At 63.6% G+C, this 24198-nt stretch carries 22 protein-coding genes; 9 read left to right on the forward strand and 13 right to left on the reverse strand.

Translation table 11 applies throughout. The features are described 5' to 3' along the window. Positions 1-200: 200 nt before the first annotated feature. From QCE73_RS30400 to QCE73_RS30410, 3 genes are read right to left on the reverse strand one after another with little or no spacing between them, the layout of a single operon-like run. A complete protein-coding gene (locus QCE73_RS30400; RefSeq protein ID WP_309884827.1) occupies positions 201-1517 on the reverse strand; it encodes an MFS transporter in 1317 nt (438 codons plus the stop codon). A gap of 34 nt (positions 1518-1551) precedes the next feature. Further along, the gene (locus tag QCE73_RS30405) at positions 1552-2295 is read right to left on the reverse strand and encodes an SDR family NAD(P)-dependent oxidoreductase (protein ID WP_309884828.1); all 744 of its coding nucleotides are present in this window, start codon (positions 2293-2295) and stop codon (positions 1552-1554) included. Beyond that, the gene (locus tag QCE73_RS30410; RefSeq protein WP_309884829.1) at positions 2292-3137 is read right to left on the reverse strand and encodes a fumarylacetoacetate hydrolase family protein; all 846 of its coding nucleotides are present in this window, start codon (positions 3135-3137) and stop codon (positions 2292-2294) included. Before QCE73_RS30410 ends, QCE73_RS30405 begins: the two co-directional genes overlap by 4 nt. Positions 3138-3269: 132 nt before the next feature. On the opposite strand from QCE73_RS30410, the gene QCE73_RS30415 reads away from it, so the two are divergent. Further along, positions 3270-4208, forward strand: a complete 939-nt coding sequence (locus QCE73_RS30415) for a LysR family transcriptional regulator (protein WP_035503644.1) — start codon at positions 3270-3272, stop codon at positions 4206-4208. Between the two features lie 39 nt (positions 4209-4247). Here QCE73_RS30415 and QCE73_RS30420 read toward each other — a convergent pair whose 3' ends face one another. Then, on the reverse strand, positions 4248-4679 hold the full coding sequence (locus QCE73_RS30420; RefSeq protein WP_035503645.1) for an OsmC family protein: 432 nt from the start codon (positions 4677-4679) through the stop codon (positions 4248-4250). Positions 4680-4967: 288 nt separating this feature from the next. Here QCE73_RS30420 and QCE73_RS30425 point away from each other — a divergent pair, with 288 nt between their 5' ends. Beyond that, positions 4968-6308, forward strand: a complete 1341-nt coding sequence (locus tag QCE73_RS30425; protein ID WP_309884830.1) for an FAD-binding oxidoreductase — start codon at positions 4968-4970, stop codon at positions 6306-6308. A gap of 65 nt (positions 6309-6373) precedes the next feature. Continuing rightward, the gene (locus tag QCE73_RS30430; protein ID WP_035503647.1) at positions 6374-7027 is read left to right on the forward strand and encodes a DsbA family protein; all 654 of its coding nucleotides are present in this window, start codon (positions 6374-6376) and stop codon (positions 7025-7027) included. 29 nt (positions 7028-7056) lie between these two features. On the opposite strand, the gene QCE73_RS30435 is transcribed toward QCE73_RS30430, so the two are convergent. Further along, positions 7057-7959 carry a flagellar brake protein gene (locus tag QCE73_RS30435; RefSeq protein WP_309884832.1) on the reverse strand — a complete coding sequence of 301 codons (903 nt, stop codon included), beginning with the start codon at positions 7957-7959 and terminating at the stop codon, positions 7057-7059. Positions 7960-8158: 199 nt separating this feature from the next. Beyond that, positions 8159-9031 (reverse strand): neutral zinc metallopeptidase, encoded by an 873-nt coding sequence (locus tag QCE73_RS30440; RefSeq protein ID WP_309884833.1) that lies wholly within the window; start codon positions 9029-9031, stop codon positions 8159-8161. Positions 9032-9381: 350 nt separating this feature from the next. Here QCE73_RS30440 and QCE73_RS30445 point away from each other — a divergent pair, with 350 nt between their 5' ends. Genes QCE73_RS30445 through QCE73_RS30455 form a run of 3 tightly spaced genes read left to right on the forward strand, consistent with a single transcriptional unit; the run spans position 9382 to position 11900 of the window. Continuing rightward, entirely contained in the window at positions 9382-10779 is a 1398-nt protein-coding gene (locus QCE73_RS30445) for a cytochrome ubiquinol oxidase subunit I (RefSeq protein WP_035503653.1), read from the forward strand. A 4-nt stretch (positions 10780-10783) separates the two neighbouring features. Further along, a complete protein-coding gene (gene cydB, locus QCE73_RS30450; protein WP_309884834.1) occupies positions 10784-11785 on the forward strand; it encodes a cytochrome d ubiquinol oxidase subunit II in 1002 nt (333 codons plus the stop codon). Further along, positions 11763-11900: a hypothetical protein gene (locus QCE73_RS30455; RefSeq protein ID WP_187606183.1), complete on the forward strand. Its 138-nt coding sequence runs from the start codon at positions 11763-11765 to the stop codon at positions 11898-11900. The genes cydB and QCE73_RS30455 overlap by 23 nt, the downstream gene beginning before the upstream one ends. A gap of 18 nt (positions 11901-11918) precedes the next feature. Here the strand turns inward: QCE73_RS30455 and QCE73_RS30460 are convergent, their stop codons facing one another. Next, positions 11919-12968, reverse strand: a complete 1050-nt coding sequence (locus tag QCE73_RS30460) for a permease (RefSeq protein ID WP_309884835.1) — start codon at positions 12966-12968, stop codon at positions 11919-11921. A gap of 29 nt (positions 12969-12997) precedes the next feature. Then, positions 12998-14065, reverse strand: coding sequence for a tRNA 2-selenouridine(34) synthase MnmH (gene mnmH, locus QCE73_RS30465; protein ID WP_309884837.1), 1068 nt, complete (start codon positions 14063-14065; stop codon positions 12998-13000). A 140-nt stretch (positions 14066-14205) separates the two neighbouring features. Here mnmH and QCE73_RS30470 point away from each other — a divergent pair, with 140 nt between their 5' ends. Together QCE73_RS30470 and eutC are read left to right on the forward strand one after the other, a co-directional pair. After that, positions 14206-15582, forward strand: coding sequence for an ethanolamine ammonia-lyase subunit EutB (locus QCE73_RS30470; RefSeq protein WP_309885284.1), 1377 nt, complete (start codon positions 14206-14208; stop codon positions 15580-15582). After that, positions 15579-16349 carry an ethanolamine ammonia-lyase subunit EutC gene (eutC, locus tag QCE73_RS30475; RefSeq protein ID WP_309884838.1) on the forward strand — a complete coding sequence of 257 codons (771 nt, stop codon included), beginning with the start codon at positions 15579-15581 and terminating at the stop codon, positions 16347-16349. Before QCE73_RS30470 ends, eutC begins: the two co-directional genes overlap by 4 nt. 633 nt (positions 16350-16982) lie before the next feature. Here the strand turns inward: eutC and QCE73_RS30480 are convergent. From QCE73_RS30480 to QCE73_RS30490, 3 genes are all read right to left on the reverse strand, one after another. Beyond that, a complete protein-coding gene (locus QCE73_RS30480; protein ID WP_309884839.1) occupies positions 16983-18845 on the reverse strand; it encodes a sigma-54-dependent Fis family transcriptional regulator in 1863 nt (620 codons plus the stop codon). Positions 18846-18961: 116 nt separating this feature from the next. Beyond that, the gene (locus QCE73_RS30485; RefSeq protein ID WP_035503665.1) at positions 18962-19135 is read right to left on the reverse strand and encodes a DUF1328 domain-containing protein; all 174 of its coding nucleotides are present in this window, start codon (positions 19133-19135) and stop codon (positions 18962-18964) included. 142 nt (positions 19136-19277) lie between these two features. Next, the gene (locus QCE73_RS30490; RefSeq protein WP_309884840.1) at positions 19278-20432 is read right to left on the reverse strand and encodes an OpgC domain-containing protein; all 1155 of its coding nucleotides are present in this window, start codon (positions 20430-20432) and stop codon (positions 19278-19280) included. Between the two features lie 286 nt (positions 20433-20718). On the opposite strand from QCE73_RS30490, the gene QCE73_RS30495 reads away from it, so the two are divergent. Next, positions 20719-21483 (forward strand): TerC family protein, encoded by a 765-nt coding sequence (locus tag QCE73_RS30495; protein WP_309884841.1) that lies wholly within the window; start codon positions 20719-20721, stop codon positions 21481-21483. Between the two features lie 104 nt (positions 21484-21587). On the opposite strand, the gene QCE73_RS30500 is transcribed toward QCE73_RS30495, so the two are convergent. Together QCE73_RS30500 and QCE73_RS30505 are read right to left on the reverse strand one after the other, a co-directional pair. Further along, a complete protein-coding gene (locus tag QCE73_RS30500; protein WP_309884842.1) occupies positions 21588-23630 on the reverse strand; it encodes an alkyl sulfatase dimerization domain-containing protein in 2043 nt (680 codons plus the stop codon). A gap of 162 nt (positions 23631-23792) precedes the next feature. Continuing rightward, positions 23793-24197 (reverse strand): DUF4186 domain-containing protein, encoded by a 405-nt coding sequence (locus QCE73_RS30505; RefSeq protein ID WP_035503672.1) that lies wholly within the window; start codon positions 24195-24197, stop codon positions 23793-23795. Between the last annotated feature and the right edge of the window lies 1 nt (position 24198).

Raw genomic sequence — 24198 nt, forward strand, 5'->3', positions numbered from 1 at the left:
TCGGACCCGCTCGGGCGCCGCGCGTGCGGAGAGATTACCGTGACAAAGGGCCGCAGACCATCGGCATGATAGCGAAAACGCGGCGTCGCGCGCTCGCCCGCGTGCGTGGATGCACGCGCGCAATGGTCGAAGAGTGGTGGCTTAGGCGGCTGGTTGCACGCAAGGCCGCTCGAAAGAACGGCCCTGCGCGCCGGATGCGGTCACTCGCCGCCGCTTTCCCGGAAGTAGAGACGGCGCGGCAGACCCCATACGATCAGCATCGCGCCGAGCAGGCACGCGAACGCGATCGCATAGAGGCCGGGCGTCGCGCTGCCCGTCATCGTCTTTACCTTGCCGACCATGTACGGGCTGATGATGCCGCCGAACTGCCCCACCGAATTGATCAGCGCGATGCCGCTCGCCGCCGCGATGCCGGTGAGAAAGCGCGTCGGCAGAATCCAGAACAGCCCGAGCGACGTGATGATGCCGGTCGCCGCGATCGTGAGGCCGATCACGAGCATCACGGTATTGCCCGGAAAGAAGCCGCACAGCACATAGCCGACGGTGCCCGCGAGCGCGCAGGCGCCGAGATGCCAGCGCCGCTCGCCGGTGCGGTCCGAGTGTCTGCCGATCAGAATCATGCCGATGCCCGCGACCGCGTATGGCAGCATCGAAATCAGGCCGATCTTGAACGGATCGCTCGTGCCCGCCGTCTTGACGAGCTGCGGCATCCAGAAGACGAGACCGTAGATGCCCATCGCGAGGAACAGGTAGATGAGCGCCATCACGAGCGTGACGGGCTCGCTGAACGCGGCCTTCAGCGAATGCACTTCGCCGACTTTCGGATCGCGTGCGAGTTGCGCCTTCAGCGCGCGCTTTTCGTCGGCATCGAGCCATTTCGCGTGATCGACGTCGTCATCGACGAAAGCTAGCACGACGAAGCCGAGCAGCACCGACGGAATGCCTTCGAGCAGAAAGAGCCATTGCCAGCCGGGCATGCCGTTGAGACCGTCGCAGAACTTCATGATCGCGCCCGACAGCGGACTGCCGATGATCCCGCACAGCGCGATCGACGCCATGAAGAACGAATTGATGCGCCCGCGCCGAGACGAAGGAAACCACTTCGTGAAGAAGTACAGCGCGCCCGGCACGAAGCCCGCTTCGAGCGCGCCGATCAGAAAGCGCAGCACGTAGAACCAGGTTTCGGTATGCACGAACATCATGCACGCCGACGCGATGCCCCACGTGATCATGATGCGTGCAATCCAGCGTTTCGCCCCGACGCGATGCAAGACGATATTGCTCGGCACCTCGAACAGAAAATAGCCGACGAAGAACACGCTCGCGCCGAAGCCGTACATCGCGTCGGAGAAACCGAGTTCGCTTTGCATCTGCAGCTTCGCGAAGCTGATGTTGATGCGATCGAGATACGAGAACACGAAACACGCGACGAAGAGCGGCACGAAACGCCAGAACACCTTGCGGTAAATCTGGGCGTCGTCGTGCGCGACGTCGCGCGGGGCGGCGATGGAATCCACGTTGTCTCCTTGTATTTTTCTGGATGCTGCGATGTCAGTAAGTGGCGCGTCCTCCGGACAGATCGAACACCGCGCCCGTCGTGAACGAGTTCTCGGAGGACGCCAGGAACGCGACCATCGCCGCGATCTCCTTCACCTCGACGAAGCGCCCGCGCGGAATCTTCGACAACATGTAGTCGATGTGTTCCTGCTTCATCTGATCGAAAATCTTCGTGCGCGCGGCGGCCGGCGTCACGGCGTTCACCGCGATATCGAGCCCCGCCGTTTCCTTGCCGAGGCTCTTCGTCAATGCGATCACGCCCGCCTTCGCCGCGCTGTACGCCGATGCGTTCGGGTTGCCTTCCTTGCCCGCGATCGACGCGATATTGACGATGCGTCCGTAGCCGCGCGCGATCATCGTCCTGACGATCGCCTGATTGACGTGGAACGCGGCGTTCAGATCGACGTCGATCACGCGCGACCATTCTTCCGGCGCGTAGTCCGCGACCGTCGCGTTCGCGCCCGCGATGCCCGCGCTGTGCACGAGAACGTCGATTTGCCCGAAGCGCTCCTGCGTGCGCGACGTGGCCTTGGCGACCGCATCGCGATCCGTCAGATCGACGAGCACGGTTTGCACGTCGCCCAGACGAGCGCGCGCCTCGGCCAACGCGCCTTCATCGCGATCCCACAGCGCGACGCGCGCGCCGCCTTCGAGCAGACGCTCCGCCACCGCGTAACCGATGCCCTGCGCGCCGCCCGTCACCACGGCCACGCGATTCGTGAAGTCGTAGCGGTTCATGCGTCCACCGTCCGTTGCCGTTGTTCGCCCAGTCCTTCGATGCCGAGGCGCATTGTCTGCCCCGCGCGCAGATAGACCGCTTCCGGCTTCTGTCCCATGCCGACGCCCGGCGGCGTGCCCGTCGAGATGACATCGCCCGGTTGCAGGCTCATGAAGCGCGACAGATAGGCGACGATTTCGCCGACCTTGAAGATCATCGTGGCGGTGTTGCCGTTCTGATAGCGCTTGCCGTCGACTTCGAGCCAGAGCGGCAGCTTGTGCGGATCGGGCACTTCGTCGGTGGTGACGAGCCACGGGCCGATCGGGCCGAACGTGTCGCAGCCCTTGCCCTTGTCCCAGGTGCCGCCGCGCTCGATCTGATACTCGCGCTCGGACACGTCGTTGATCACGCAATAGCCGGCGACGTGGCTCATCGCATCGGCTTCGTCGATGTACGCGCCGCCCTTGCCGATCACGACGCCGAGTTCCACTTCCCAATCGGTCTTCTTCGAGCCGCGCGGAATGCGCACGTCGTCGTTCGGGCCGACAACCGCCGACAGCCACTTGTTGAACACGACCGGCTCGGAAGGCACGGGCAAATTCGATTCCGCCGCGTGATCGGCATAGTTCAGCCCGATGCAGATGAACTTGCCGATGCGCCCGACGCACGGCCCGATACGCTCGGACGAAGGCACGAGCGGCAGCGTCGACGGGTCGAGTTTCGCGAGGCGCGCGAGCGATTCGGGCAGGAGCGCGTCGCCGGCAATATCGCCGATCACGCCGGACAAATCGCGGATCGCGCCGCTGGAATCGAGAACGCCGGGTTTTTCCCGGCCGGGCGCGCCGTATCGAAGCAGCTTCATGAGTCGTTGTTTCCCTGACGGTTGAGCAGAAGCCCACAATGTAGACAAGCCGCACGGGCCTGAATAATGAAAGCTGCTGCCGGCGCGATAACTTTCCGTTATCTTCTCGTAGTCCCCTAGCCGCTTTCAGTCATGCTGCCGAATGCCGATTCCATCGCCGCGCGCCTGCGGCTCAAGCAACTGCGCCTTCTGATCGCGCTCGACGATCACGGCTCGCTGCATCGCGCCGCCGACGAAATGGCGCTCACGCAGCCAGGCGCGACGAAATCGCTGCGCGAGATCGAGGCCACGCTCGGCGCGACGCTCTTCACGCGTTCGGCGCAAGGCATCCAGCCCAACGAACTCGGGCGCTGCGTGATCCGCTACGCGCGACTGATTCACATGGACGTCGCGCATTTGCGCGAGGAAATGGCGGGGATTCTGCAAGGCACGGGCGGGCGGCTCGCGATCGGCGCGATCACGGGCGCGGTGTCGGGCGTGCTCGTCGATGCCCTCGCGCGCCTGCGCGAACGCCAGCCGGCGCTGACCGTCGAAGTGGTCGAAGACACGAGCGCACGGCTTCTGGCGCTGCTCGATCAGGGACGGCTGGATGTCGCGATCTGCCGGGCGAGCGTCGCGCGCCAGCCGGATCAATACCACTACGTCGAATTGCGCGATGAGCCGCTCGCGATCGTCGCGGGCGTCGCGCATGCGCTCGTCGATGCGCCGCGTGTCGAACTGAGCGAACTCGCGTCGAGCCGATGGATCGTCTATCCGGCCATCATGCCGATCCGCAGCCTCTACGAGCGCGAGTTCAAGGAAGCGGGACTGCCGCTGCCCTCGCATCCTGTCGAAACGGCATCGACCATCACGACCGTTCTGTTGCTGCAACGCGACCCCACGCTCGTCGCGATGATGCCGCTCGACATGGCGAGCTTTCTCGCCGAACACGGGCTCGCGAGGCGGCTCGCAATCGCGGTGCGCTCGCGCACGGAGCCGTATGGCGTCGTGACGAGGAAAGGCGTGCCGTTGCCGGCGCCTGCACGGCTCATCATCGAGGAACTGACGCGCGAAAAAAACGCGGACGGGTGATGTGCCCGTCCGCGCCTTCCTGCTCGACTGCCTGACCGATTACTGAACGAGTTCGGCGTTCAACGTGATCTTCGCGTTGCCCGCGAAGAGCTTCGACACCGGACAGCCTTCCTTCGCGGCCTGAGCGGCCTTGTCGAACGCGGCTTTATCCGCGCCGGGAATCTTCGCCTTCAGATCGAGCTGGCACGCGGTGATCGTGAAGCCTTCGCCGTCTTTTTCCAGCGTGACCGTCGATTTCGTTTCGAGGCTTTCGGCCTTCATGCCGGCCATCTCCAGTTGCAGCGAGAGCGCCATCGTGAAGCAGCCCGCATGCGCCGCGCCGATCAGTTCTTCCGGATTCGTGCCCGGACCTTCCTCGAAGCGCGATTTGAAGCCATACGGCGCTTCGTTGAGCACGCCGGTTTGCGTCGAGATGAAACCCTTGCCGTCCTTGATGCCGCCGCTCCATTTTGCCGATGCTGTCTTTTGCACGAGAGTTCTCCAGAGATGAAGTGGAACTGCGATGACCGGCGCCGCGCGACGTCGGCGCACGTGTGTTGCACGTCTCGATGAACCGCATGCGCCGTGCCCGGCATCGGCCAGGCGGTTACGTCGAGCGCGTCGTTGTTCATCGTAGCGGATCGCGCGGGCGGGCGCAGGGAGGCTGCGAACGGGCTTATGTCGTTCAGGTTATGCCGATTCGTATGGTCAAAAATAATCGATTCACTTAGCATCCTGTGACCCGCGAATTTCATCGAAAAGGCGTAAGGCGCACAGCACATGGGTCCACCAACAGAACGCATTCCCGAAGACCGCACGCTTCCCGATCACGTCGATGTCGTCGTCGTGGGCGGCGGAATCATCGGCATCAGCACCGCGCGTGCGCTCGTCGAGAAAGGCTTGTCGGTCGCCGTATGCGAAAAGGGATACGTCGCGGGCGAGCAGTCGAGCCGCAACTGGGGCTGGTGCCGCGCGACGCATCGCGACTTGCGCGAGCTCGAACTGAGTCTCAGGAGCCTCGCGCTTTGGCGACGCATCGATGCCGAACTCGGCATCGACACAGGTTTTCGCGAATGCGGCATCCTCTACGCCGCCGACGATGCGAAAGCGCTCGCCGATCACGAAGCGTGGCTCGCGCGTGCCGTGGCGCTCGTGGGCCGCGACGCGCTCGATTCGCGCATCGTCTCGGCGGATGAAACCGGCACGTTGATGTCGGGCACCGCGCGGCGCTTCGCGGGCGGCATCTACACACCGAGCGATGGCCGCGCCGAGCCGCAACGCGCCGTGCCCGCGATGGCCGCCGCGCTGCGCGAACGCGGCGTGAAAGTGCTGACGCCCTGCGCGGTGCGCGGCATCGAGACGAGCGGCGGCGCGATCAGCGGCGTCGTCACCGAATACGGACGCATCGGCTGCGCGAGCGTGGTCGTCGCGGGCGGCGCGTGGACGCGCTATTTCGCCGGCAGCATCGGCGTCGATGTGCCGCAACTCATGGTGCGCTCGTCGGTGATGCGTACGTCCGCGCTGGAGGACGGCCCCGAAGTGAGCGCGTGCAATCAGGAAATGGGCTACCGCAAACGTCTCGACGGCGGCTACACCATCGCCAACGCGTTTCACAGCTATCACGACATCGCGCCGGACAGTTTTCGCCTGCTCGCCAGATTCCTGCCCGCGCTGAAGAGTCAGCTCGGCTCGATCAAGCTGGGACTGAACGCGCGCTTTTTCGAGGAACTGCGCCGGCCGCGCCGCTGGCCGCTCGATCGGCCGACGGTCTTCGAGAGCCAGCGCACGCTCGATCCCGCGCCCGTCGAGTCCTTCAACGAAGCCGCGCTCGCGGAGTTCCGCAAGCTCTTTCCGGCGCTTGCCGGATTGCGCATCGAACAGGCGTGGGCCGGTTATATCGACGTGACGCCCGATGCCGTGCCGGTCATTTCCGGCGTGGATGACCGGCCCGGACTCTTCATCGCGACGGGTTTCTCGGGGCACGGCTTCGGTATCGGTCCGGCCGCGGGCAAGCTGATGGCGGACCTCGTCGCGAACGACGCACCGCTCGTCGATCCGCGTGCGTTTCGTCTGTCACGGTTCTTCGATGGCAGCAAGATCGAGATCGACGGCGGCTTCTGATCGGTCGCACATGCGCGCGCCGCCCGTCGGCACGCGATAACATACCGGTTTTGCTTGAGGCTTACATGGCATCCACGTCTCTTCTTTATATCGACGTCTGGTCCGACTTCGTGTGTCCGTTCTGCTATCTCGAGACGCCCGTGCTCGATCAGTTCCGCAATGCGTACGGCGATGCGGTCGAGATTCGTTGGCACGCGTTCGAGCTGCGCCCCGAGCCCACGCCGCTGGTCGATCCCAATGACGAAAAGCTCGTCGAAATCTGGGAAAACTCGGTCCGCCCGCTCGCTGAAGAACGCGGCGTGTTGATGCGCATGCCGCCGGTCACGCCGCGCAGCCGCAAGGCCTTCGAGACGGCCATGTTCGCGCGCGAATCGGGCCGCTACGATGTCGTGCATCGGGCGATCTTCAAGGCGTATTTCGAGGAAGGCATCGACATCGGCGATACGGACTCGCTGCTCGATATCGCAGCGACCTGCGGCGTCGATCCTGAGTTGCTCGAAGAGGCGCTCGATGACGGCACGTACACCGATCTCGTGATCGAAGACGAAGATTTCGCGAAGAAGCTGGGCGTGGGCGGCGTGCCGTTTGCGGTGCTCTCGCGCGATCCCGCGCCCGGCCAGGAAGCGCCGCCGCCGATCGCGCTGCGTGGCGCCGCGCCGATCGAGCATTTCGAAGCAGCCGTCGGGCGGCTTTTTCCGGACGGTTTTCCGGGCGTCTGAACCGGCTCGGAACCGGCCGTCGCGCGATCCTAGCTGTGCTCGGCCATGAACGATTTCAACGCGATACGCTGCGACGGCTCCAGCGATTCGAATTCGAGCCCGTAAGCCGCACTGCCATCGACCGGATCGACCGACCCGACGTGGCGCACGATCGCGATGGTGTCGATCTTCACATCGACGCCATCGGTCTTGAACTGAAACGCGAGTTGCAGACGATCGCCCACGTGCGCGGCCGGATTCGCGACAGTCAACGACATCCCGTAAGGGCTGATGTCGCTGACACGGCCCAGTTGCTGGCCGGCTTGCGGCGCGCCATCGGCGACGAAGTGCGCGGCGAGACGCGTCGGCATACGCGCGAACTTGCGCGTGCGCAGTCTGCGGATCGCGCCCGGCGCCGATAGCACCGCGTAGTTGAACGGCTCGCGACAGGTTGCATCGACGGTACAGGCGAAGCGGAACACGCCCCGCCCCGTGAGCGCGACCAGATCGACCTGCTCGCCGAGCGTCAGATCGAGCGGATCGAATCCCGCCATCAACGGTTGCGTCACGAATAGCGAGCGCTCTCCGTTGCGGCGCGGCGTCGAGAAACCGATAACGCGGCTCGCGTACATCGCGGAGCCCGTGCCGCCGGTGCCACGCAAGCCGACCCGCGCGCCGATGGTAAGTCCGATGTCCTCGAGCGTCAGCGGCCCGTCCGTGGCGGCATCTGCGTCGGGCACGCTCGGCGCGGGCTCCCGCATCGCACGGTGCGGCTCGAAATGCCGAAACATGAATTCGAGCGACTGGGCGTCCGGTACGACGGCGCCCGCGTCGAAGAGCAACGCGCCATCGGCGGCGACGATCGGCCACTCCAGACGGGCGTTGAGCGGAATCTCGGAAGCTTGGAGGCGAACCAGCAACTGGCGCGCGTCTTCGACGGTTTCTTCGGTCATCTCATCGGACGATTCTTAAGTATTTCCCGCAATCGTCATGCTTGCCGAGTTTGCCGTCAAGTACTGAATGGCAACTTTTACGTTAGCGCACTTATATTTTTGACGCGACGTGGACTTCCTACCGCCCAGCGACGCGTCCAGGTTTATGCGCATAAAAGTTTTATTGAGATAACACTTTCAGCGAACTGCGCCCTTCCGTTCAGAGCGCACGAGCCGAAAACGTGTCGCACTGGCCGACATCGCCCGACGACATGCCGCGCCGCAGCCAGCGCTGGCGTTGCTCGCTCGTGCCGTGCGTGAACGCCTCGGGCACGACACGCCCTTGCGACTGCTGTTGCAGACGGTCATCGCCGATCGCGGCCGCCGCATTCAGCCCCTGCTCGAAATCGCCCGGTTCGATCAGCTTCGCGTTGTCGCGTTGCGCGACGGCGGCCCAGACGCCCGCGAAACAGTCCGCCTGCAACTCGACGCGCACCGACAAAGCGTTTGCCTGTTCGCGCGTCATCCGCGAACGCGCCTGATCGACCTTGCCCATGATGCCGAGCACGTTCTGCACGTGATGCCCGACTTCATGCGCGATCACGTAGGCCTGCGCAAAGTCGCCGCTCGCGCCGAAGCGATCGCGCAACTCGCGATAGAACGACAGATCGATATAGACCTTGCGATCGCCGGGACAATAGAACGGGCCCATCGCCGACTGTCCCGTTCCGCACGCGGTCTGCGTGGCGCCCGAGAACATCACGAGCTTCGGCGCCGGATAGTCCTGATTGAACTGCGCCCGGAAGATGTGCTGCCAGGTCTGTTCCGTATTGCCGAGCACGCGGCGCACGAACACGGCACCGGGGTCGGTTGCGGGTTGCGCGTTGCGCGGCGCGGCTTGCTGTTGCGGCGCGTTGCCCTGCAACACCTGCGCGCCGTTGATGATCGTCATCGGATTGATGCCGAAGAAATACGAGGCCGCGAGCGCCACGATGATCGTCCCGATACCGAGCGACCCGCCGCCGACCCGAAAGCCGCCTCCGCCGCGCCGGTCTTCCACGTTCTGACTTTCTGACTGGTCATCGAGGCGCATGATCCTTCTCCTTCTACCCGCGCGATGCGCGTGGTCAAAAGCATTATGGTACCCGCGCCCATCGCACGTCTCGTGCCATTGCAACGTAAAAGATCTTTCTCGTCGGTTCATCGCACGGATGCGATCAGTGCGGTCGATTGTCGCGAAAGCGTATGCGCGCCCTTGCCGCACCGCATCATCCCGGCATCTCAAAATAGCCGATGAATCAACCTCGTAGCGCCGCCAAACCCTTGTCACTGCGGCATTTGCGCGCAATGCAGATTCACTGACGCAGCGCAACACTTTCTCGAAATAGCGCTAAGCTCCGTCCCGTTACACGTCTGGGTGTGAACTTCAAGGCACAAGTCATCATGCATTCGACTCCCGAAGCACTCGATCTGGCGCGGATCCAGTTCGCGTTCACCGTCTCTTTCCACATCATCTTTCCGGCGCTTTCCATCGGACTCGCGAGCTTCATCGCGGTGCTCGAAGGCGCCTGGCTCAAAACCGGCAAGCCGGTCTACAAGGAGCTGTGTCTCTTCTGGTCGAAAGTATTTGCCGTCGCGTTCGGCATGGGCGTCGTGTCGGGCGTCGTCATGGCGTACGAATTCGGCACCAACTGGGGCGGCTTTTCGAGTTTCGCCGGTCCCATCACCGGGCCGCTGCTCACGTACGAAGTGATGACCGCGTTCTTCCTCGAAGCGGGCTTCCTCGGCATCATGCTGTTCGGCTGGAACAAGGTCGGTCCGAAGGCGCACTTCGGCGCGACGCTGATGGTCGCCATCGGCACGATCATCTCGACGTTCTGGATTCTCGCGTCCAATAGCTGGATGCAGACGCCGCAGGGCTTTCGCATCGAAGGCGATCATGTCGTGCCGGTGGACTGGTGGGCGATCATCTTCAACCCGTCGTTTCCGTATCGGCTCGCGCATATGGCGATCGCGGCGTTCATCGTCGCGGCGCTCGTCGTCGCCGCGACCGGCGCATGGCATCTGCTGAAAGGCCGGCGCGATCCGGCCATCAGGAAGATGTTTTCGATGTCGCTCTGGCTGCTGCTCGCCTTGACGCCGATTCAGGCGCTCGTCGGCGATGCGCACGGCCTGAACACGCGCGAGCATCAACCGGCGAAGATCGCGGCGATCGAGGGCATCTGGGACACCGAGAAAGGCGGCACCGCGCTCAATCTCTTCGGCATTCCAGACATGGAAGCCGAAACTACTAAGTATGCCGTATCGATTCCGCATCTCGGCAGCCTGATCCTCACGCATAGCTGGGATGGCGAAATCCGCGGACTGAAGGAATTTCCGAAGGAAGACCGCCCGAACTCGACGCTCGTCTTCTGGAGCTTTCGCGTGATGGCGGGTCTCGGCGTGCTGATGATCGTGATGTCGATCGCCGCGTGGTGGCTGCATCGCAAGCGCAGGCTGTTCGATGCGCGCTGGTTCCATCGCTTTGCACTGGCGATGGGCCCGACCGGATTCATCACGCTGCTCGCGGGCTGGGTCACGACCGAAGCCGGGCGACAGCCGTGGGTCGTTTACGGCGTGATGCGCACGGCCGATGCCGTATCGCCCGTCACTGCGCAGCAAGTCGGCGTGTCGCTGCTCGCGTTCGTGATCGTCTACACGATCGTGTTCGGCACCGGCATCTACTACTTGCTGAAACTTCTGCGTCACGGTCCCGCGTTGCCGGGCTCGCCCGCGCAACCGTCCGACGGCAGCGCGCGAGCTCCGCTCAGCCTGCCGCAACAGTCCATCGAGGGAGCATAAGAATATGGACCTCACACTCGCCTGGGCCGCGATCATCGCGTTGGGCCTGTTCCTCTACGTCGTGCTCGACGGCTTCGACCTCGGCATCGGCATACTCTTTCCGTTCTTTCCCGACCTGCATGATCGCGACGTGATGATGAACACCGTCGCGCCCGTCTGGGACGGCAACGAGACGTGGCTCGTGCTCGGCGGCGCGGGACTTTTCGCCGCCTTCCCGATGGTCTACTCGACCGTGCTTTCCGCGCTCTATCTGCCGCTCGTGCTGATGCTCGTGTGTTTGATCTTCCGCGGCGTGTCGTTCGAGATCCGCGCGAAGGCGCAACGCACGAAGCCGATGTGGGACCTCGCGTTCATCGGCGGATCGGCGGGCGCGACGTTCTTTCAGGGCGTGGCGCTCGGCGCATTCCTCGGCGGCATTCCCGTCGCCGATGGCCGGTTCGCCGGCGATCCTTTCGGCTGGTTCTCGCCCTTCTCGATCTTCACGGGCGGCGCGCTCGTCGTCACCTATGCGCTGCTCGGCGCATGCTGGCTGATCGCGAAGACCGAAGGCGATCTGCAGCGGCGGATGTATCGAGTGGTATGGCCGCTGACCGTTTTGCAGCTCGCGACGATCGCGGTGGTCAGCATCTGGACGCCGCTGCAGGATGCGGGCATCGCGTCGCGCTGGTTCGATTCGCCGCTGTTCTATCGCCTGCTGCCGGTGCCGATGCTCGTCGCGGCATGCGCGTGGGCGATGCGCCGCTCGATTCAGTCGCGTCACGAGAAGCGTCCGTTCGCGATGGCGCTCGGCTTCGTGCTGCTCGGCTACGCGGGACTCGTCGCGAGCATTTCACCGCACGAGATTTTCCCGGGCGTGTCGCTCTGGGACGCGGCCGCGCCCCGTTCGAGCCAGCTCTTCACGATCGTCGGCGCGGCGGTGATTCTGCCTGTGATCGTCGCTTATACGACGTTTGGCTATTGGGTCTTCAGAGGAAAGGTGCGTCATGGCGAACATAACTACCACTGAGCGCGCGCGGAAGATTTTCTGGTTCGTCGCGTTGTGGATGGCGGGCGTCGGCGGCACGATGCTGCTCGCGCTGCCGTTCAAGTTGCTGATCAGGGCGGGGGCGGCGATTCATTGATGCGCGACGCCCGCGCGCTCAGAACCACGCCGCCGCGATCAGCCCGCTCACGACTCCGAACACCACTACCGCGACCGCAACGAAGGCCAGCACGCGCGGCGCGAACGAGCGCGCGAGCATCGCGAGCGACGGCACGCTGACGGGCGGCAGCGTCATCAGGAGCGCACCGGCCGGGCCCGTCGCCATGCCGAGCGACAGCATCGCCTGAATGATGGGCACCTCGCCCGCGGTCGGAATCACGAAGAGCGTGCCCGCGACGGCAAACACGACGATCCACAGCATGCCGTTGCCGATATCCGGCCCGATATGCGGAAAGAGCCACGCGCGCGCCGCGCCGAGCAGCAGCACGAGCACGATGTACTCCGGCACGAGCCGCAAGGTCATGCGGCCGAGGATCTTGATCCAGCGTGAAAACGCAGTGCCGGGCTCATCGTCTTCGATCAGCTTCGCGAGCGTCTGACGCGACGCCGCCGCCTGCGCCGGCGTGACCATGCGATTCACCGCGTAGCCCAGGCCGAATACCATCAGAACGCCGAGCACGAGGCGCAGGCCGGTCCATTGCCAGCCGAGCACAAAGCCCATGAAAACCAGCGCGGCCGGATTGAGCACCGTGTTGCCGAGCCAGAACGCCACAGCCGAACCCGGCGCCGCTTCACGCGCACGCAAGCCGGCGACGACCGGCGCCGCGCAGCACGTGCACATCATGCCCGGCAAGGACATCAGGCCGCCATTCACGACGCTGCCGAAGTTGTGCTCGCCGAGCGCGCGCGCGACCCAGCGCGGCGGAATCAGCGCCTGCACGGCGGAGCCGAGCAGAAGGCCGAGCACCATCGCCTGCCAGATCGCCTTACCGTAGGCCATCGCGTAGTCGAGCGCGGCGTGCCACGAAGGCTCCGGCGCGCTGGCGGCCGTGCCCATCAGAATGGACTTGCCGATCGAATGCTGGCTCGCCGCGACGAACGCGCGGTTGTAGTACGGAAACCATTTCACGTAGAAGAGGCCAACGACGGCGATCAGCAGAAACACCATCCAGCCGAGGGCGACGCGCGGTTGTCGGAGCGTGGTCATAACTTTATTGTTCGTGGGGTGAAATTCGGTCAGCCGAGAGCGGGCATCGTCTCGGCAAGCTGTGCGAGCAGGGCTTTCGCCTGATCGATGCTGTCGGCGTCGTTCGGGCGGAACAGCACGTGCGCCGCGTGCGGCAGTTCGGTATAGAGCGCCTGATTGCTGCGCCGGTACGCAGGATCGTAATGATGGTCGATCAGTTCGGCGAAGAGCGCGGCGCGCGCGTTCTCATCGATCAGCCGATGCCAGTGCGCCACGCGCTCGCGGCTATGCAGCGCGACGAGCTTCGCCAACTGCGCCTTGAAGAACGCGGGATCGTCGAAGAGATGCCCGTAGTCCTGCAACAGAAATGCGATGCGGTCGTCGCGGTGCGCTTCCACCTGCACGCACGACGCGATATGCAGATTGGCGAGCACGGCGTCGGGCATCGTGATCGCGCCGATGCGCCGCCCTTCCGCCTCGACGAACACCGGTTTCGCCGGATCGAAAGCGGAAAGCGCGTGCACGAGCGCCGAATCGAACGCTTTCTGCGATGGCTGCGGACACCCCGGCAGCGCGCCGAGCAGCGATCCGCGATGCGCCGCGAGCGCTTCCAGATCGAGCGTCTGCGCGCCCGCCGCGTCGAGCGCTTTAAGGAGCCGCGTCTTACCGCTGCCCGTATGCCCGATCAGCGCGATAAAACGAAAACGTCCCGGCAGCGCGACGAGCCGCTCGATCACGTCGCGCCGGTAGCTTTTGTAGCCGCCGTCGAGTTGCCGCGCCTGCCAGCCGATCATGTTGAACCACGTCGTCATCGAGCCCGAGCGCTTTCCGCCGCGCCAGCAATAGATGAGCGGCCGCCAGTTGCGCGGCTTGCCGGCGAAGATCGTGTCGAGATGCATCGCGATGTTGCGCGCGACCATCGCGGCGCCGACACGCGTCGCCTCGAACGGCGACACCTGCTTGTACATCGTCCCGACGATCACGCGCTCCTCGTTGCTGAGCACGGGCGCGTTGATCGCGCCGGGAATGCGATCCTCGGCGAATTCGAGCGGCGTGCGGACGTCGACGATTTCGTCGAAATCGCTCAGACGATCGATGGGAACGAGCAGGTTTTTCACGGGTTGCGGGCGCGGACTGGCTGAATCAAGCGAAAAATTATCGCATGCGGACGGATTTCAGCCTCGCGGCGCATTTTGGAGCGCGGCGCGGCGCGCGCGAAGCGGCTAAAGTGCATCAATCGATCCATCCGGGGGAAGCGATGAGCTATCACGAGACGATCGGCGCGCGCCGCTATCGCTTCGACGATCTGAAGACGCTGCTTGCGCGTGCGAGCCCGCGACGCTCCGGCGACGAGCTCGCGGGCATCGCGGCCGCGACGGAGGAGGAGCGCGTCGCCGCAAAAATGGCGCTCGCGCAGGTGCCGCTCGCCGCGTTTCTCGACGAGCCGCTCGTCCCCTACGAGGACGACGAAGTCACGCGCCTCATCATCGATACGCATTCGCGCGCGGCCTTCGCGCCGATCGCGCATCTGACGGTCGGCGAGTTCCGCGAGTGGCTGCTCGCCGACAGCACCGATACCGCCGCGCTCGAAAGCATCACGATGGGCGTCACGCCCGAAATGGCCGCGGCCGTTTCCAAGCTGATGCGCAACCAGGATCTGATTCTTGCCGCGCGCAAGCGTCCGGTCGTCACGCGATTTCGCACGACGATCGGCTTGCCCGGGCATCTGTCGGTGCGGCTGCAGCCGAATCATCCGACCGACGATCCGAAGGGCATTGCCGCATCCATGCTCGACGGCCTCTTTTACGGCTGCGGCGATGCCGTGATCGGCGTGAATCCCGCCTCCGATTCGCCCGCCGCCATCGGCAAGCTGCTCGCGATGATGGACGACTTCCGCCAGCGCTACGATGTGCCGATGCAGTCGTGCATTCTCACGCACGTCACCAACACGCTCGCGGCGATCGAACAAGGCGCGCCTGTCGATCTGGTGTTCCAGTCGGTCGCGGGCACCGAGCGGGCGAACGCGAGCTTCGGCGTGTCGCTCGCGCTGCTGGAGGAAGCGCACGACGCGGCGTTGTCGCTTGAGCGCGGCACCGTCGGCGACAACGTCATGTACTTCGAGACGGGACAAGGCAGCGCGCTGTCGGCGAACGCGCATCATGGCGTCGATCAGCAGACCTGCGAAGCGCGCGCCTACGCGGTCGCGCGGCGCTTCAGGCCGCTTTTGACGAACACGGTGGTCGGCTTCATCGGTCCGGAATATCTTTACGATGGCCGGCAGATCATCCGCGCGGGACTCGAAGATCACTTTTGCGGCAAGCTGCTCGGCGTGCCGATGGGCTGCGACGTCTGCTACACCAATCACGCCGAAGCCGATCAGGACGACATGGACACGCTTCTCACGCTGCTCGGCGTGGCGAACGTCAACTTCATCATGGGCGTGCCGGGCGCGGACGATGTCATGCTCAATTATCAGAGCACGTCGTTTCATGACGCGCTCTATATCCGTCGCGTGCTGAATCTGAAGCGTGCGCCGGAATTCGAAGCGTGGCTCGCGAAGATGCGCGTCACCGATGGTCAGGGCTCGCTGCTTTCGGCGTCCACGCAACCCTTGCTCGAATGGATCGACTCATGACGAACGCCGATGTCTGGGAGACGCTGCGGCGCTTCACCAACGCGCGCATCGCGCTCGGCCGCGCGGGCAGCAGCCTGCCGACCGCGCCCCTGCTCGCGTTCGAACTCGCGCATGCCCAGGCGCGCGACGCGGTGCATCAGCCGCTCGATACCGCCGCGCTCGGAGAGACACTGCGCGCCGCCGGTTTCGACACGCTCGATGTGCAGAGCGCCGCGCCGGATCGGGATCGTTATCTGCGTCGGCCAGACCTCGGTCGGATGCTCGACGATGCGAGCGTTGCGCGCCTGACCGCGCGAGCCGCCGCGACCGGCGATGCGCCTGAACTCGTTTTTGTCGCCGCCGATGGCTTGTCGGCTTTTGCCGCGCAACGTCATGCCGGACCGTTGCTTGCGCATCTGCGCGGGACGCTCGACGGCTGGAAGGTGGCGCCCGTTGTGATCGCGACGCAGGCGCGGGTCGCGCTGGGCGATCGCATCGGTGAGCTTTTACGGGCGACGATCGTCGTGGTGATGATCGGCGAGCGGCCGGGGCTCAGTTCGCCCGATAGCCTCGGGCTCTATGTGACCTACGCGCCGCGTCTTGGCCGCCACGATGCGGAGCGCAATTGCATCTCGAACGTGCGGCCGGAAGGGCTCGATTACGCGAACGCGGCGTTCAAGCTGATGTGGTTGCTGAATGAAGCGCGCAGGGTGAAGGTTACTGGCGTTGGTCTTAAGGATCTTAGTGGGGCGTTGCCTGCGGCGGGTTATGGAGTGCTTGGAGGATAGGTTTTTTTGTGCCGGATCCCGTATTCGCGGTGGTCTATTAGCACTGCCCCTGTGCGGGGCGGCAGTCACTTTCTTTGCTGCTGCAAAGAAAGTAACCAAAGAAACAGCTCGTTTAGGCCCGCGGTCACACGCACGTTGGCCATGCTTGCCAGCCCGCGGTGGCACTCGCCTAAGTGTCGCCCTCGAAGGACTTACCGGGCTTGGCTCGCGCACGGTCTGCCGCCCGAGACAATTCAGCGCGCTGGTTCAGCACCAAATAGCTTCGGCACAGCGCTTCGCGCTGCCGTTGGGTATGCAAGGGAAACCGAAGAAGGGCGCGCGCGCGCCCGATTGACCGGTCGGCCGCGAAGCGGGCCGGAGCTATTTGGTGCTGAACCAGTTTGTTATGTGGTGCGATGTGTCAGACCGTGCGCGGTCCAAGCACCGCGAGACCTTCGAGGGCACTCGCTACTGCCGGGCCATTCAGCCAATCGTCTGTGCCGCGGCCGGTGTGAAGTGCTTAGGCTGGGGAGAGCTGTTTCTTTGGTTACTTTCTTTGCAGCAGCAAAGAAAGTGACTGCCGCCCCGCACAGGGGCAACGCTAATAGACCAACACGAAACCGGGATCCGGCGACGAGCGCGCTAAAGCCGCAATCAAACCCGCAACTTGCGATACAACGTCGTACGCGATATGCCGAGCGCCCGCGCCGTCGCCGACACATTACCGCCATGCGCCTTAAGCGCCGCAGCCACAGCGCTAGCTTCGATATCCACAAGCCGCGCCCCGCCAGCCGGCAGCGAAACATCATCGATCTGAACCCGCTCCCCGAACTCATCGAGAAAATCATGCGGCAGATGCTCGACGCCGATCCGCGTATCGTGATCGTCGAGCATGGCCGATGCAGTGCGCAGCACATTGCTCAACTGCCGAAAGTTGCCCGGCCACGGATGACGCGCGAATAGCGCGAGCACATCGTCATCGATGCCCACGATGCGTCCCGCAAACCGCTCCTGACGCAGCATCTTGTCGACGACCTCACGCAGGTCCGTCCGCACGGCGAGCGGCGGCAGCGTCACCGAAAGGCCATTGATGCGGTAATACAGATCCTCGCGAAACGTCCCTTGCGCGACGCACTCCCGCAGCTTGCGATTGCTCGCGCAAACGAGCGTGAAATCGACCGGCACCGCGCGCGCCGCGCCAAGCGGCTCGACGACGCGCTCCTGCAACACGCGCAGCAGACGGCTTTGCATCGCGAGCGGCATATCGCCGATCTCATCGAGGAAGAGTGTGCCGCCATTCGCCTGCATGATCTTGCCGGTCGCGCCGCGCTTCGACGCGCCCGTGAACGCGCCCTGCGCGTAGCCAAAGAGTTCCGATTCGATCAGCGTCTCCGGCAACGACGCGCAGTTCACCGCGACGAACGGCCCCGCGCGACGCGGCGAATCGCTGTGAATCGCGCGCGCGAGCATTTCCTTGCCCGCGCCCGTTTCCCCGCCGATCAGAATGGCGATGTTCTTGCCGATGACCTTGCGCAAGCGCGCGACGATGTCGTTCATCTGCGCATCGCCGGTGCAGAGATCGGCGAGGCCCGACGCGGCTTGCTCGCGCAGGGCGATCGCGGTCGCCGGGTGCGCCACATTCGACGCCGGACGCGCATGAAATTCGACGCTCGCGAACACCACGACGCCGCTGTGAAGTTCGAGCCGGCACGGCGCTTCACCCGCGCACGCGATGAGCGCTTCGACGCGCTCGCCGAACAGCGCTTCGAGCGTCTGCGAACGCAGACGCCCCAGTTCGAGCCCGAGCTGGAATTGCGCGCTGCGGTTCGCGCACAAGAGACGGCCGTCGAGATCGAAGACGGCGAGGCCTTCCATCAACGTGCCAATGAACTCCGGCCGGCTATGAAAACGGATGCGCAGCCCGTCGCCGAACGCGCTCGCGATCAGGCGGTTCTCGATCATCTGCCCGGACATCTTCACGAGCGCCATCGTGTGCTGGTGATAGCCGCGTCGGTCGCCGGTGACATCGAGCACGCCGGAGAGATTGCCGTTCGGATCGAGGATCGGCACGCTCGAACACGAGAGGAAATGATTGGCGCGCAAGTAGTGCTGGTCGCCATGCACGGTGACGGCGGTGCGCTCGGCGATCGTCGTGCCGATCGCGTTGGTCCCCTGATGCGCCTCGCTCCACAGCGCGCCCGCCCGCAGCGCGACTTTTTCGGCGCGGGCGAGGAAATCGTCGTCGCCGAGCGAATGGAGGATGAGACCGCTCGCGTCGGTCAGCGCGATCATGCTGTGCGTGTTGGCGATCTGCGCGTACAGCGTTTCCATCACCGGCAGCGCGTGCGCGAAGAGCGCGCGGCTTTCACCGAGCTTGACGGCGAGTTCCGCGCCCGACAGCACGGCGTAATCCGGGCGCATCGTCTCGAACAGGCCGAACGTGGCCGATCGCTCGTGCGAATGACGGATGACGTCGTGTTGCGCCGGCTGCAAGGCCGCGCCGATGGCATGCTGCATCGCCCCCTCCTTTTCGGTTCACTGTCGCCAGCGTGTCTCTCGCGGCAATGTAACACCGTCGCGGCGCGCGGGTCGATCCGAGGAAGCACGCGGATGGCCCGCGGCGCTTCCCGGCACTACAGCACGAGCGAGCCTGCCGTAATCGCGATGACGAGAAACACGACAAACAGGATCAGGAAGATGAAGAAGCAGATCTTGGCGATGCCCGCCGCGCCGGATGACACGCGGGTAAAGCCGAAAAGGCCGGCAACGACGGAAATGATCGCGAACAGAATGGCAAGCTTGAGCATGGCGGGTCCGGTTTTTGTTGAGCTGACTTGTGCATGCAAGCCGCGTGCCGCGCCGATCGAAGGTGACGGTTCGATCAGACCGTTAGTTGCGAACTAAGCGTAAGAAAAACGGGCAGTGAACTGCCCGCTTCGAAAGCGTCTTTTAGCGCCCCCGATTGTCGGCGGCTGCCGCCACAGTCGCGCGTGCAGCAGCAGGTACGGCCGCTGGTGAAGGTTGACGCGCGCCGAGCCAGGTCGAAACCCGCCGATGCGCATGCGGCACCGCGAGCAGCGCGCCGATCGCGATGGCATCGGCGGCAAGTCCGGCCGGTACGTTGACAAGCCCGTCGGTCAGCGTGAAAAGAATCGAATCGACGACGAGCGAAATCACCGTGCCCGCGACAAACGACACCATGCCGTCACGCCCCAGCGCGCCGACCCACGGCAGCCGCTGCGCCACGGCCTTGACGACACCGTAGCGCGCCAGATTTGCGGCGATCCACGCGATAGCGAGGAAATTGATCACGCGCGGTCCGGCCAGGTCGCGCTTGAAGGCGCTATCCAGAACAGGCGGCAGCACGAGCAGCTTGTAGTACGCCATGCCCGCGATCAATGCGACCGCGCCCGCGCTCACGATCCAGCCGAAGCGGTTAGCGCTGACTCGCTGGTAAACCGGCTGGCAGCGCGCCAGCACGCCGAGCACGAACATCAACTGCCACGCGGCGGGATTGAAGTCCCAGAGGTTGTCATCGACGGAAGGCATGAATTCGCCGATCTGCGATGCACAAGCCCACAGCGCAAGGCTCAGGCCCAGCAGCAGCCACGGCTTGCTGCGCGCGAGCGGCAGCATGAGCGGCACGGCGAGCGCGAAGAGCGCGTACATCGGCAGGACGGCGGCAAGATACGGCTGGCGTTCGAACGTGAGAATCTGCGTGATCGACGAAAGCGGCTGCGACGTCATACTGTCGAGGTCATGCAGCGCGAGATTCGGTGCGTGACCAAAAAAGGGCCGCAGCAGGAAGGATGCGGCGAGCATCAGCGCGGCGGTGACGAGGAACGCGCGATAAAGCTCGAACGCGCGTTTGAGAAAGCGCACTCGCGCCGCGCTTTCGGAGCGGCGTGCCGCGAGCGACACATACGCCGTCGCCGTGGCGAAGCCGCCGAGGAACACGAAGACTTCGGCGGCGTCGTTCAGCGCAAACGAATGAAGCGTGAAGCGCGACACCATGCTCCCGCCGATATGATCGACGACGATGATGAGCAGCACCAGTCCCCGGAAGAAGTCCAGCTCGACGAGACGTTGTGATTTTCCCTGCATGCGGATTCGGTTCGGTGTCCTGCGGCGACAGGAGGTTGGACGGCGGCCACGGACGCGCGGCACGAAAGCATAGGAGTTTACCCGTAATGCGGCAGCGCATCATCAGATCAAGCGCAAATAAACGTTTAATTTCCGGTATTTGTGACCGATATGCCGACGCCGTCTACGCGATGCGCAGCATGTGCCCATCCGTGGATTCGATTCGCATGAAGTTTTCAAGTTCCTTTCATTATCCACGGCGATCAGGCTAATATCTCGCCCTCTCCTGTCGAATCATTCCCGGACCATGGACTATCTCGTCGCCCTCATCACCGATCCCGCCGCCTGGGCCGCGCTCGCAACACTCGTCGTCATGGAAGTCGTGCTCGGCATCGACAACCTGATCTTCATTTCCATCCTGACCAACAAGCTGCCCCCGGCGCACCGGGAGCGCACGCAGCGCATCGGCATCGCGCTCGCGCTCATCATGCGGCTCGGCCTGCTCGGCACGGTCGCGCTGATCGTGCGCCTCACGACGCCCATCTTCGAAGCATTCGGCCACGGCTTTTCATGGCGCGATCTGATCCTCATCGCGGGCGGCGTATTTCTCGTGTGGAAGGCGACAACCGAGATCCGCCACCATGTCACGCACGACGCCGACGGCTCTGCCGGTGCCGAATCAGGCAAGTCGCTGACGCCGCTATCGGCGATCGGACAGATCCTGCTGCTCGATCTCGTGTTTTCCATCGACAGCATCGTGACGGCGGTCGGCATGACCGAGCACATTCCGATCATGTTCGTCGCGGTGATCGCCGCCGTGACCGTGATGCTGTTTGCTGCAGGCCCGCTGTCGCGATTCATCGAGCGCAATCCGACGATCGTGATGCTCGCGCTCGGCTTCCTGCTCGTGATCGGGATGACGCTGATCGCCGAAGGATTCGGGACGCATGTGCCGAAGGGCTACATTTACGCGGCGATGGCGTTCTCGGCGCTGGTCGAGGGGCTGAACATGCTCACGCGGCGCGCGAAGGGGCGAAAGGCAAGCGCGGCAAGCGTTTCCGGCAAGCACTGACCGGCAATGAAGACCGTTTGACGCGTGTCCTTTTATGCGTCAAACAGTCGGTCATGCGGCATGACCTCGATCCCTGAACAACCCGTGATTCGGGTACGCCTCGCTCAAGGCTCCGCGATCGTGAACCAGAAGTCGAACTTGTCGAAATTGCCCAGCATGTCCTTGAACTTCGCCTTGTCTCCGTCGATGGTCACGTCGCCGCTTTCCGCGAGGTTGCCCAGCTTGAGTTTGCCGAGCGCTATGTCATCGAGTGTCGAGCGATTCAGGGTGACGGTGCCATCCACTTTATCCAGTTGCTTGTCCTTGCTGTAATTCATTACGCCGTTCTTTACCGTCAGGACATATTGCGCGTTGATGTCCGGGAATTTCAGGTTGTACACATAAGACTTGTCACCGACTCTCGGTCCGTTCAGATGAATGGCGAGAAAGTCGAGGAACATATCGGTGGTCATGCCACGAATAATGTCGGGAGAACTGGTATTGGGCGTCGCCATTTTCTTGACGCCGCCGCGCAGTTCCTGCGCGCCAGACAGATAGAAGTTGCGCGCCGGACCCGATTCGGCCTGATAACCCAATTGCTCCAGCGCGTCCGCTTCGATATTGCGCGCCGCCTGATTCTTCGGCTGCGCGAACACCACTTTATTCGCCACTGTCGCCGCCCACCGATAGTCGCCCTTGGCATATGCCGCCTTTGCCGTCGCGATCATTTTGTCGGCGCCGACCATCTCGACATATCGCTTCGCCTCTTCGACAGGCGGTAACGGATTGAAGTCGGCCGGATTGCCGTCCCAGAATCCCAGATAAAGCTGATACGTAGCGCGGACGTTATGTTTCAGATCGCCATAGTAGCCGCGGTTATAAAACTCTTTCGCCAGACTATCCGGCAACACGAACTGTTCGGCGATCTCGTTCATCGTCAGGCCCTGATTGGCCATGCGCAGCGTTTGATCGTTGATGTATTTGTACAGGTCGCGTTGCTTTTCCAGATGTTCGACAACGCGGCCGTTACCCCATTGCGGCCAATGATGACTGCCGAATGAAACCACCGCGTCGCCGCCCCATAAGTCGATTGTCTGATCCAGCGTACTCGACCATTTCTGAGCGCTGCGCACCTTTGCGCCGCGCAAGGTCAGGATATTGTGGAGCGTGTGATTCGCGTCCTCGGCGAGACAGATCGCCTTGAACTGCGGGAAGTAGAACAACATCTCGGCGGGCGCTTCGGTGCCGGGCGCCATCTGAAAGACGACATCGATGCCATCGACCGTCAGTTTTTCACCTGTCTTGTCGATAATCTTGGTCGGCTCGAACAGGGTAATCGTGCCGGCCGCCGTGGTCAGCCCAAGGCCGCCGCCGACGTTGCCTTCCGGGTCCTTCGGCAACAGATTGCCGTACATGTACGACGCGCGCCGGCTCATCACGTTGCCGGCGAACACGTTTTCGCTTACCGCTTCCTCCATGAAGCCATCCGGCGCAATCACAGGCACTTTGCCGGCGCGCGCATCCTTCTCATCCACTATCGCCCGAATGCCCGCGAAGTGATCGACGTGAGAGTGCGTGAAAATCACCGCGCTGACCGGCAGATTCTCGACCTTGCTATTGATCAGGTCGAGGGCGGCTTTCGCGGTTTCCGTGGACGTGAGCGGATCGATCACGACCCAGCCAGTCTTGCCGCGAATGAATGTCATGTTGGCAAGGTCGATATTGCGCACCTGATAGATGCCATCGACCACCTTGAACAGCCCGCGAATCGCGAGCAGTTGCGATTGCCTCCAGAGGCTCGGATTCACCGACGCGGGAGCAGGTCCGCTTTGCTTCAGAAAATCATACTGCGAGAGATCGATAACCGTGTTGCCGGCGCTCCCCTTGACGACCGGATTCGGAAGATCGGCGATGAACCCGTGGCGAGCATCATCGAAATCCTGCGTATTCGAAAATGGCAAATAATCGGCTATTGCCTGATTGGCCTTTCGAGTCGCATCGGTGGCAGGATTCGGCGCCGCATTACCGACGCTAATGCAGGCCAGAGTCAGAACCGCGCAAGCAATTTTCTTACGAGATGGTACAGACATGCGTTTATCTCCGGTCGCGAAGCTCAGCGGAAACGTATCCGACGCCTCAATGGAAAAAACTGACTGATTCGCCTTCACTGCCGCAGCAATCGAATCGGACTCAGCCCATGCCAACCATGACAAGCGATATCACAAAAGTGCCCGCCAGTATTCAGTCTCGCGCTCGCGTGCGCGGGCATATGGACGACCTTCATCGCGGCAGCTTTGACGGCGATGGACCGGGCGCGCTAAAGAAACGCGTCAGAAAGGCAATTCCCGCTGCGGATTGTCGGGCGCGGCGGCATTCGCGGCGGGCAGCGGTTGCGCGCGCAGCCAGCGCGCGATCGCATCGACGACATGTTGCCGCTCAGCGTCGTCGAGCGCCTTGCCTGCCGCGATGCCGTGCCATTTAGCCAGGCACGAACGGCAGCACGTCGCCGTCGCGTGTTGCGCGATGAACACCGGATGCCCGCGAAACGGCGTCTGCTTGCCGTCGTTCAAGGGCGATGGCGGCGCGAGCCGCTTGCCGATCAGTTCATGCGCCTGCGCGATCACCGTATCGACGCCCTTCTCGCGCAGATATTTCCCCTCGCGCACGCCGAGCGCGAAGCGCCGCCGGAATGCCGATTTCGCGAGCGCATCGAACACGGTGTCGAGGTCGCGCATC

The organism is Caballeronia sp. LZ029, assembly GCF_031451275.1.
In the GTDB taxonomy this organism is placed as follows: Bacteria; Pseudomonadota; Gammaproteobacteria; order Burkholderiales; family Burkholderiaceae; genus Caballeronia; species Caballeronia jiangsuensis.

Bases quoted from the DNA above. Each gene is read 5' to 3' on its own strand.
- QCE73_RS30440 (WP_309884833.1), bottom strand. From the start codon at position 9,031: ATGCGCCTCGATGACCAGTCAGAAAGTCAGAACGTGGAAGACCGGCGC.
- QCE73_RS30445 (WP_035503653.1), top strand. From the start codon at position 9,382: ATGCATTCGACTCCCGAAGCACTCGATCTGGCGCGGATCCAGTTCGCG.
- QCE73_RS30415 (WP_035503644.1), top strand. From the start codon at position 3,270: ATGCTGCCGAATGCCGATTCCATCGCCGCGCGCCTGCGGCTCAAGCAA.
- QCE73_RS30480 (WP_309884839.1), bottom strand. From the start codon at position 18,845: ATGCAGCATGCCATCGGCGCGGCCTTGCAGCCGGCGCAACACGACGTC.
- eutC (WP_309884838.1), top strand. From the start codon at position 15,579: ATGACGAACGCCGATGTCTGGGAGACGCTGCGGCGCTTCACCAACGCG.
- cydB (WP_309884834.1), top strand. From the start codon at position 10,784: ATGGACCTCACACTCGCCTGGGCCGCGATCATCGCGTTGGGCCTGTTC.
- QCE73_RS30455 (WP_187606183.1), top strand. From the start codon at position 11,763: ATGGCGAACATAACTACCACTGAGCGCGCGCGGAAGATTTTCTGGTTC.
- QCE73_RS30490 (WP_309884840.1), bottom strand. From the start codon at position 20,432: ATGCAGGGAAAATCACAACGTCTCGTCGAGCTGGACTTCTTCCGGGGA.
- QCE73_RS30505 (WP_035503672.1), bottom strand. From the start codon at position 24,197: ATGCGCGACCTCGACACCGTGTTCGATGCGCTCGCGAAATCGGCATTC.
- QCE73_RS30430 (WP_035503647.1), top strand. From the start codon at position 6,374: ATGGCATCCACGTCTCTTCTTTATATCGACGTCTGGTCCGACTTCGTG.
- QCE73_RS30405 (WP_309884828.1), bottom strand. From the start codon at position 2,295: ATGAACCGCTACGACTTCACGAATCGCGTGGCCGTGGTGACGGGCGGC.
- QCE73_RS30460 (WP_309884835.1), bottom strand. From the start codon at position 12,968: ATGACCACGCTCCGACAACCGCGCGTCGCCCTCGGCTGGATGGTGTTT.
- QCE73_RS30410 (WP_309884829.1), bottom strand. From the start codon at position 3,137: ATGAAGCTGCTTCGATACGGCGCGCCCGGCCGGGAAAAACCCGGCGTT.
- QCE73_RS30495 (WP_309884841.1), top strand. From the start codon at position 20,719: ATGGACTATCTCGTCGCCCTCATCACCGATCCCGCCGCCTGGGCCGCG.
- QCE73_RS30485 (WP_035503665.1), bottom strand. From the start codon at position 19,135: ATGCTCAAGCTTGCCATTCTGTTCGCGATCATTTCCGTCGTTGCCGGC.
- QCE73_RS30435 (WP_309884832.1), bottom strand. From the start codon at position 7,959: ATGACCGAAGAAACCGTCGAAGACGCGCGCCAGTTGCTGGTTCGCCTC.
- QCE73_RS30425 (WP_309884830.1), top strand. From the start codon at position 4,968: ATGGGTCCACCAACAGAACGCATTCCCGAAGACCGCACGCTTCCCGAT.
- QCE73_RS30470 (WP_309885284.1), top strand. From the start codon at position 14,206: ATGAGCTATCACGAGACGATCGGCGCGCGCCGCTATCGCTTCGACGAT.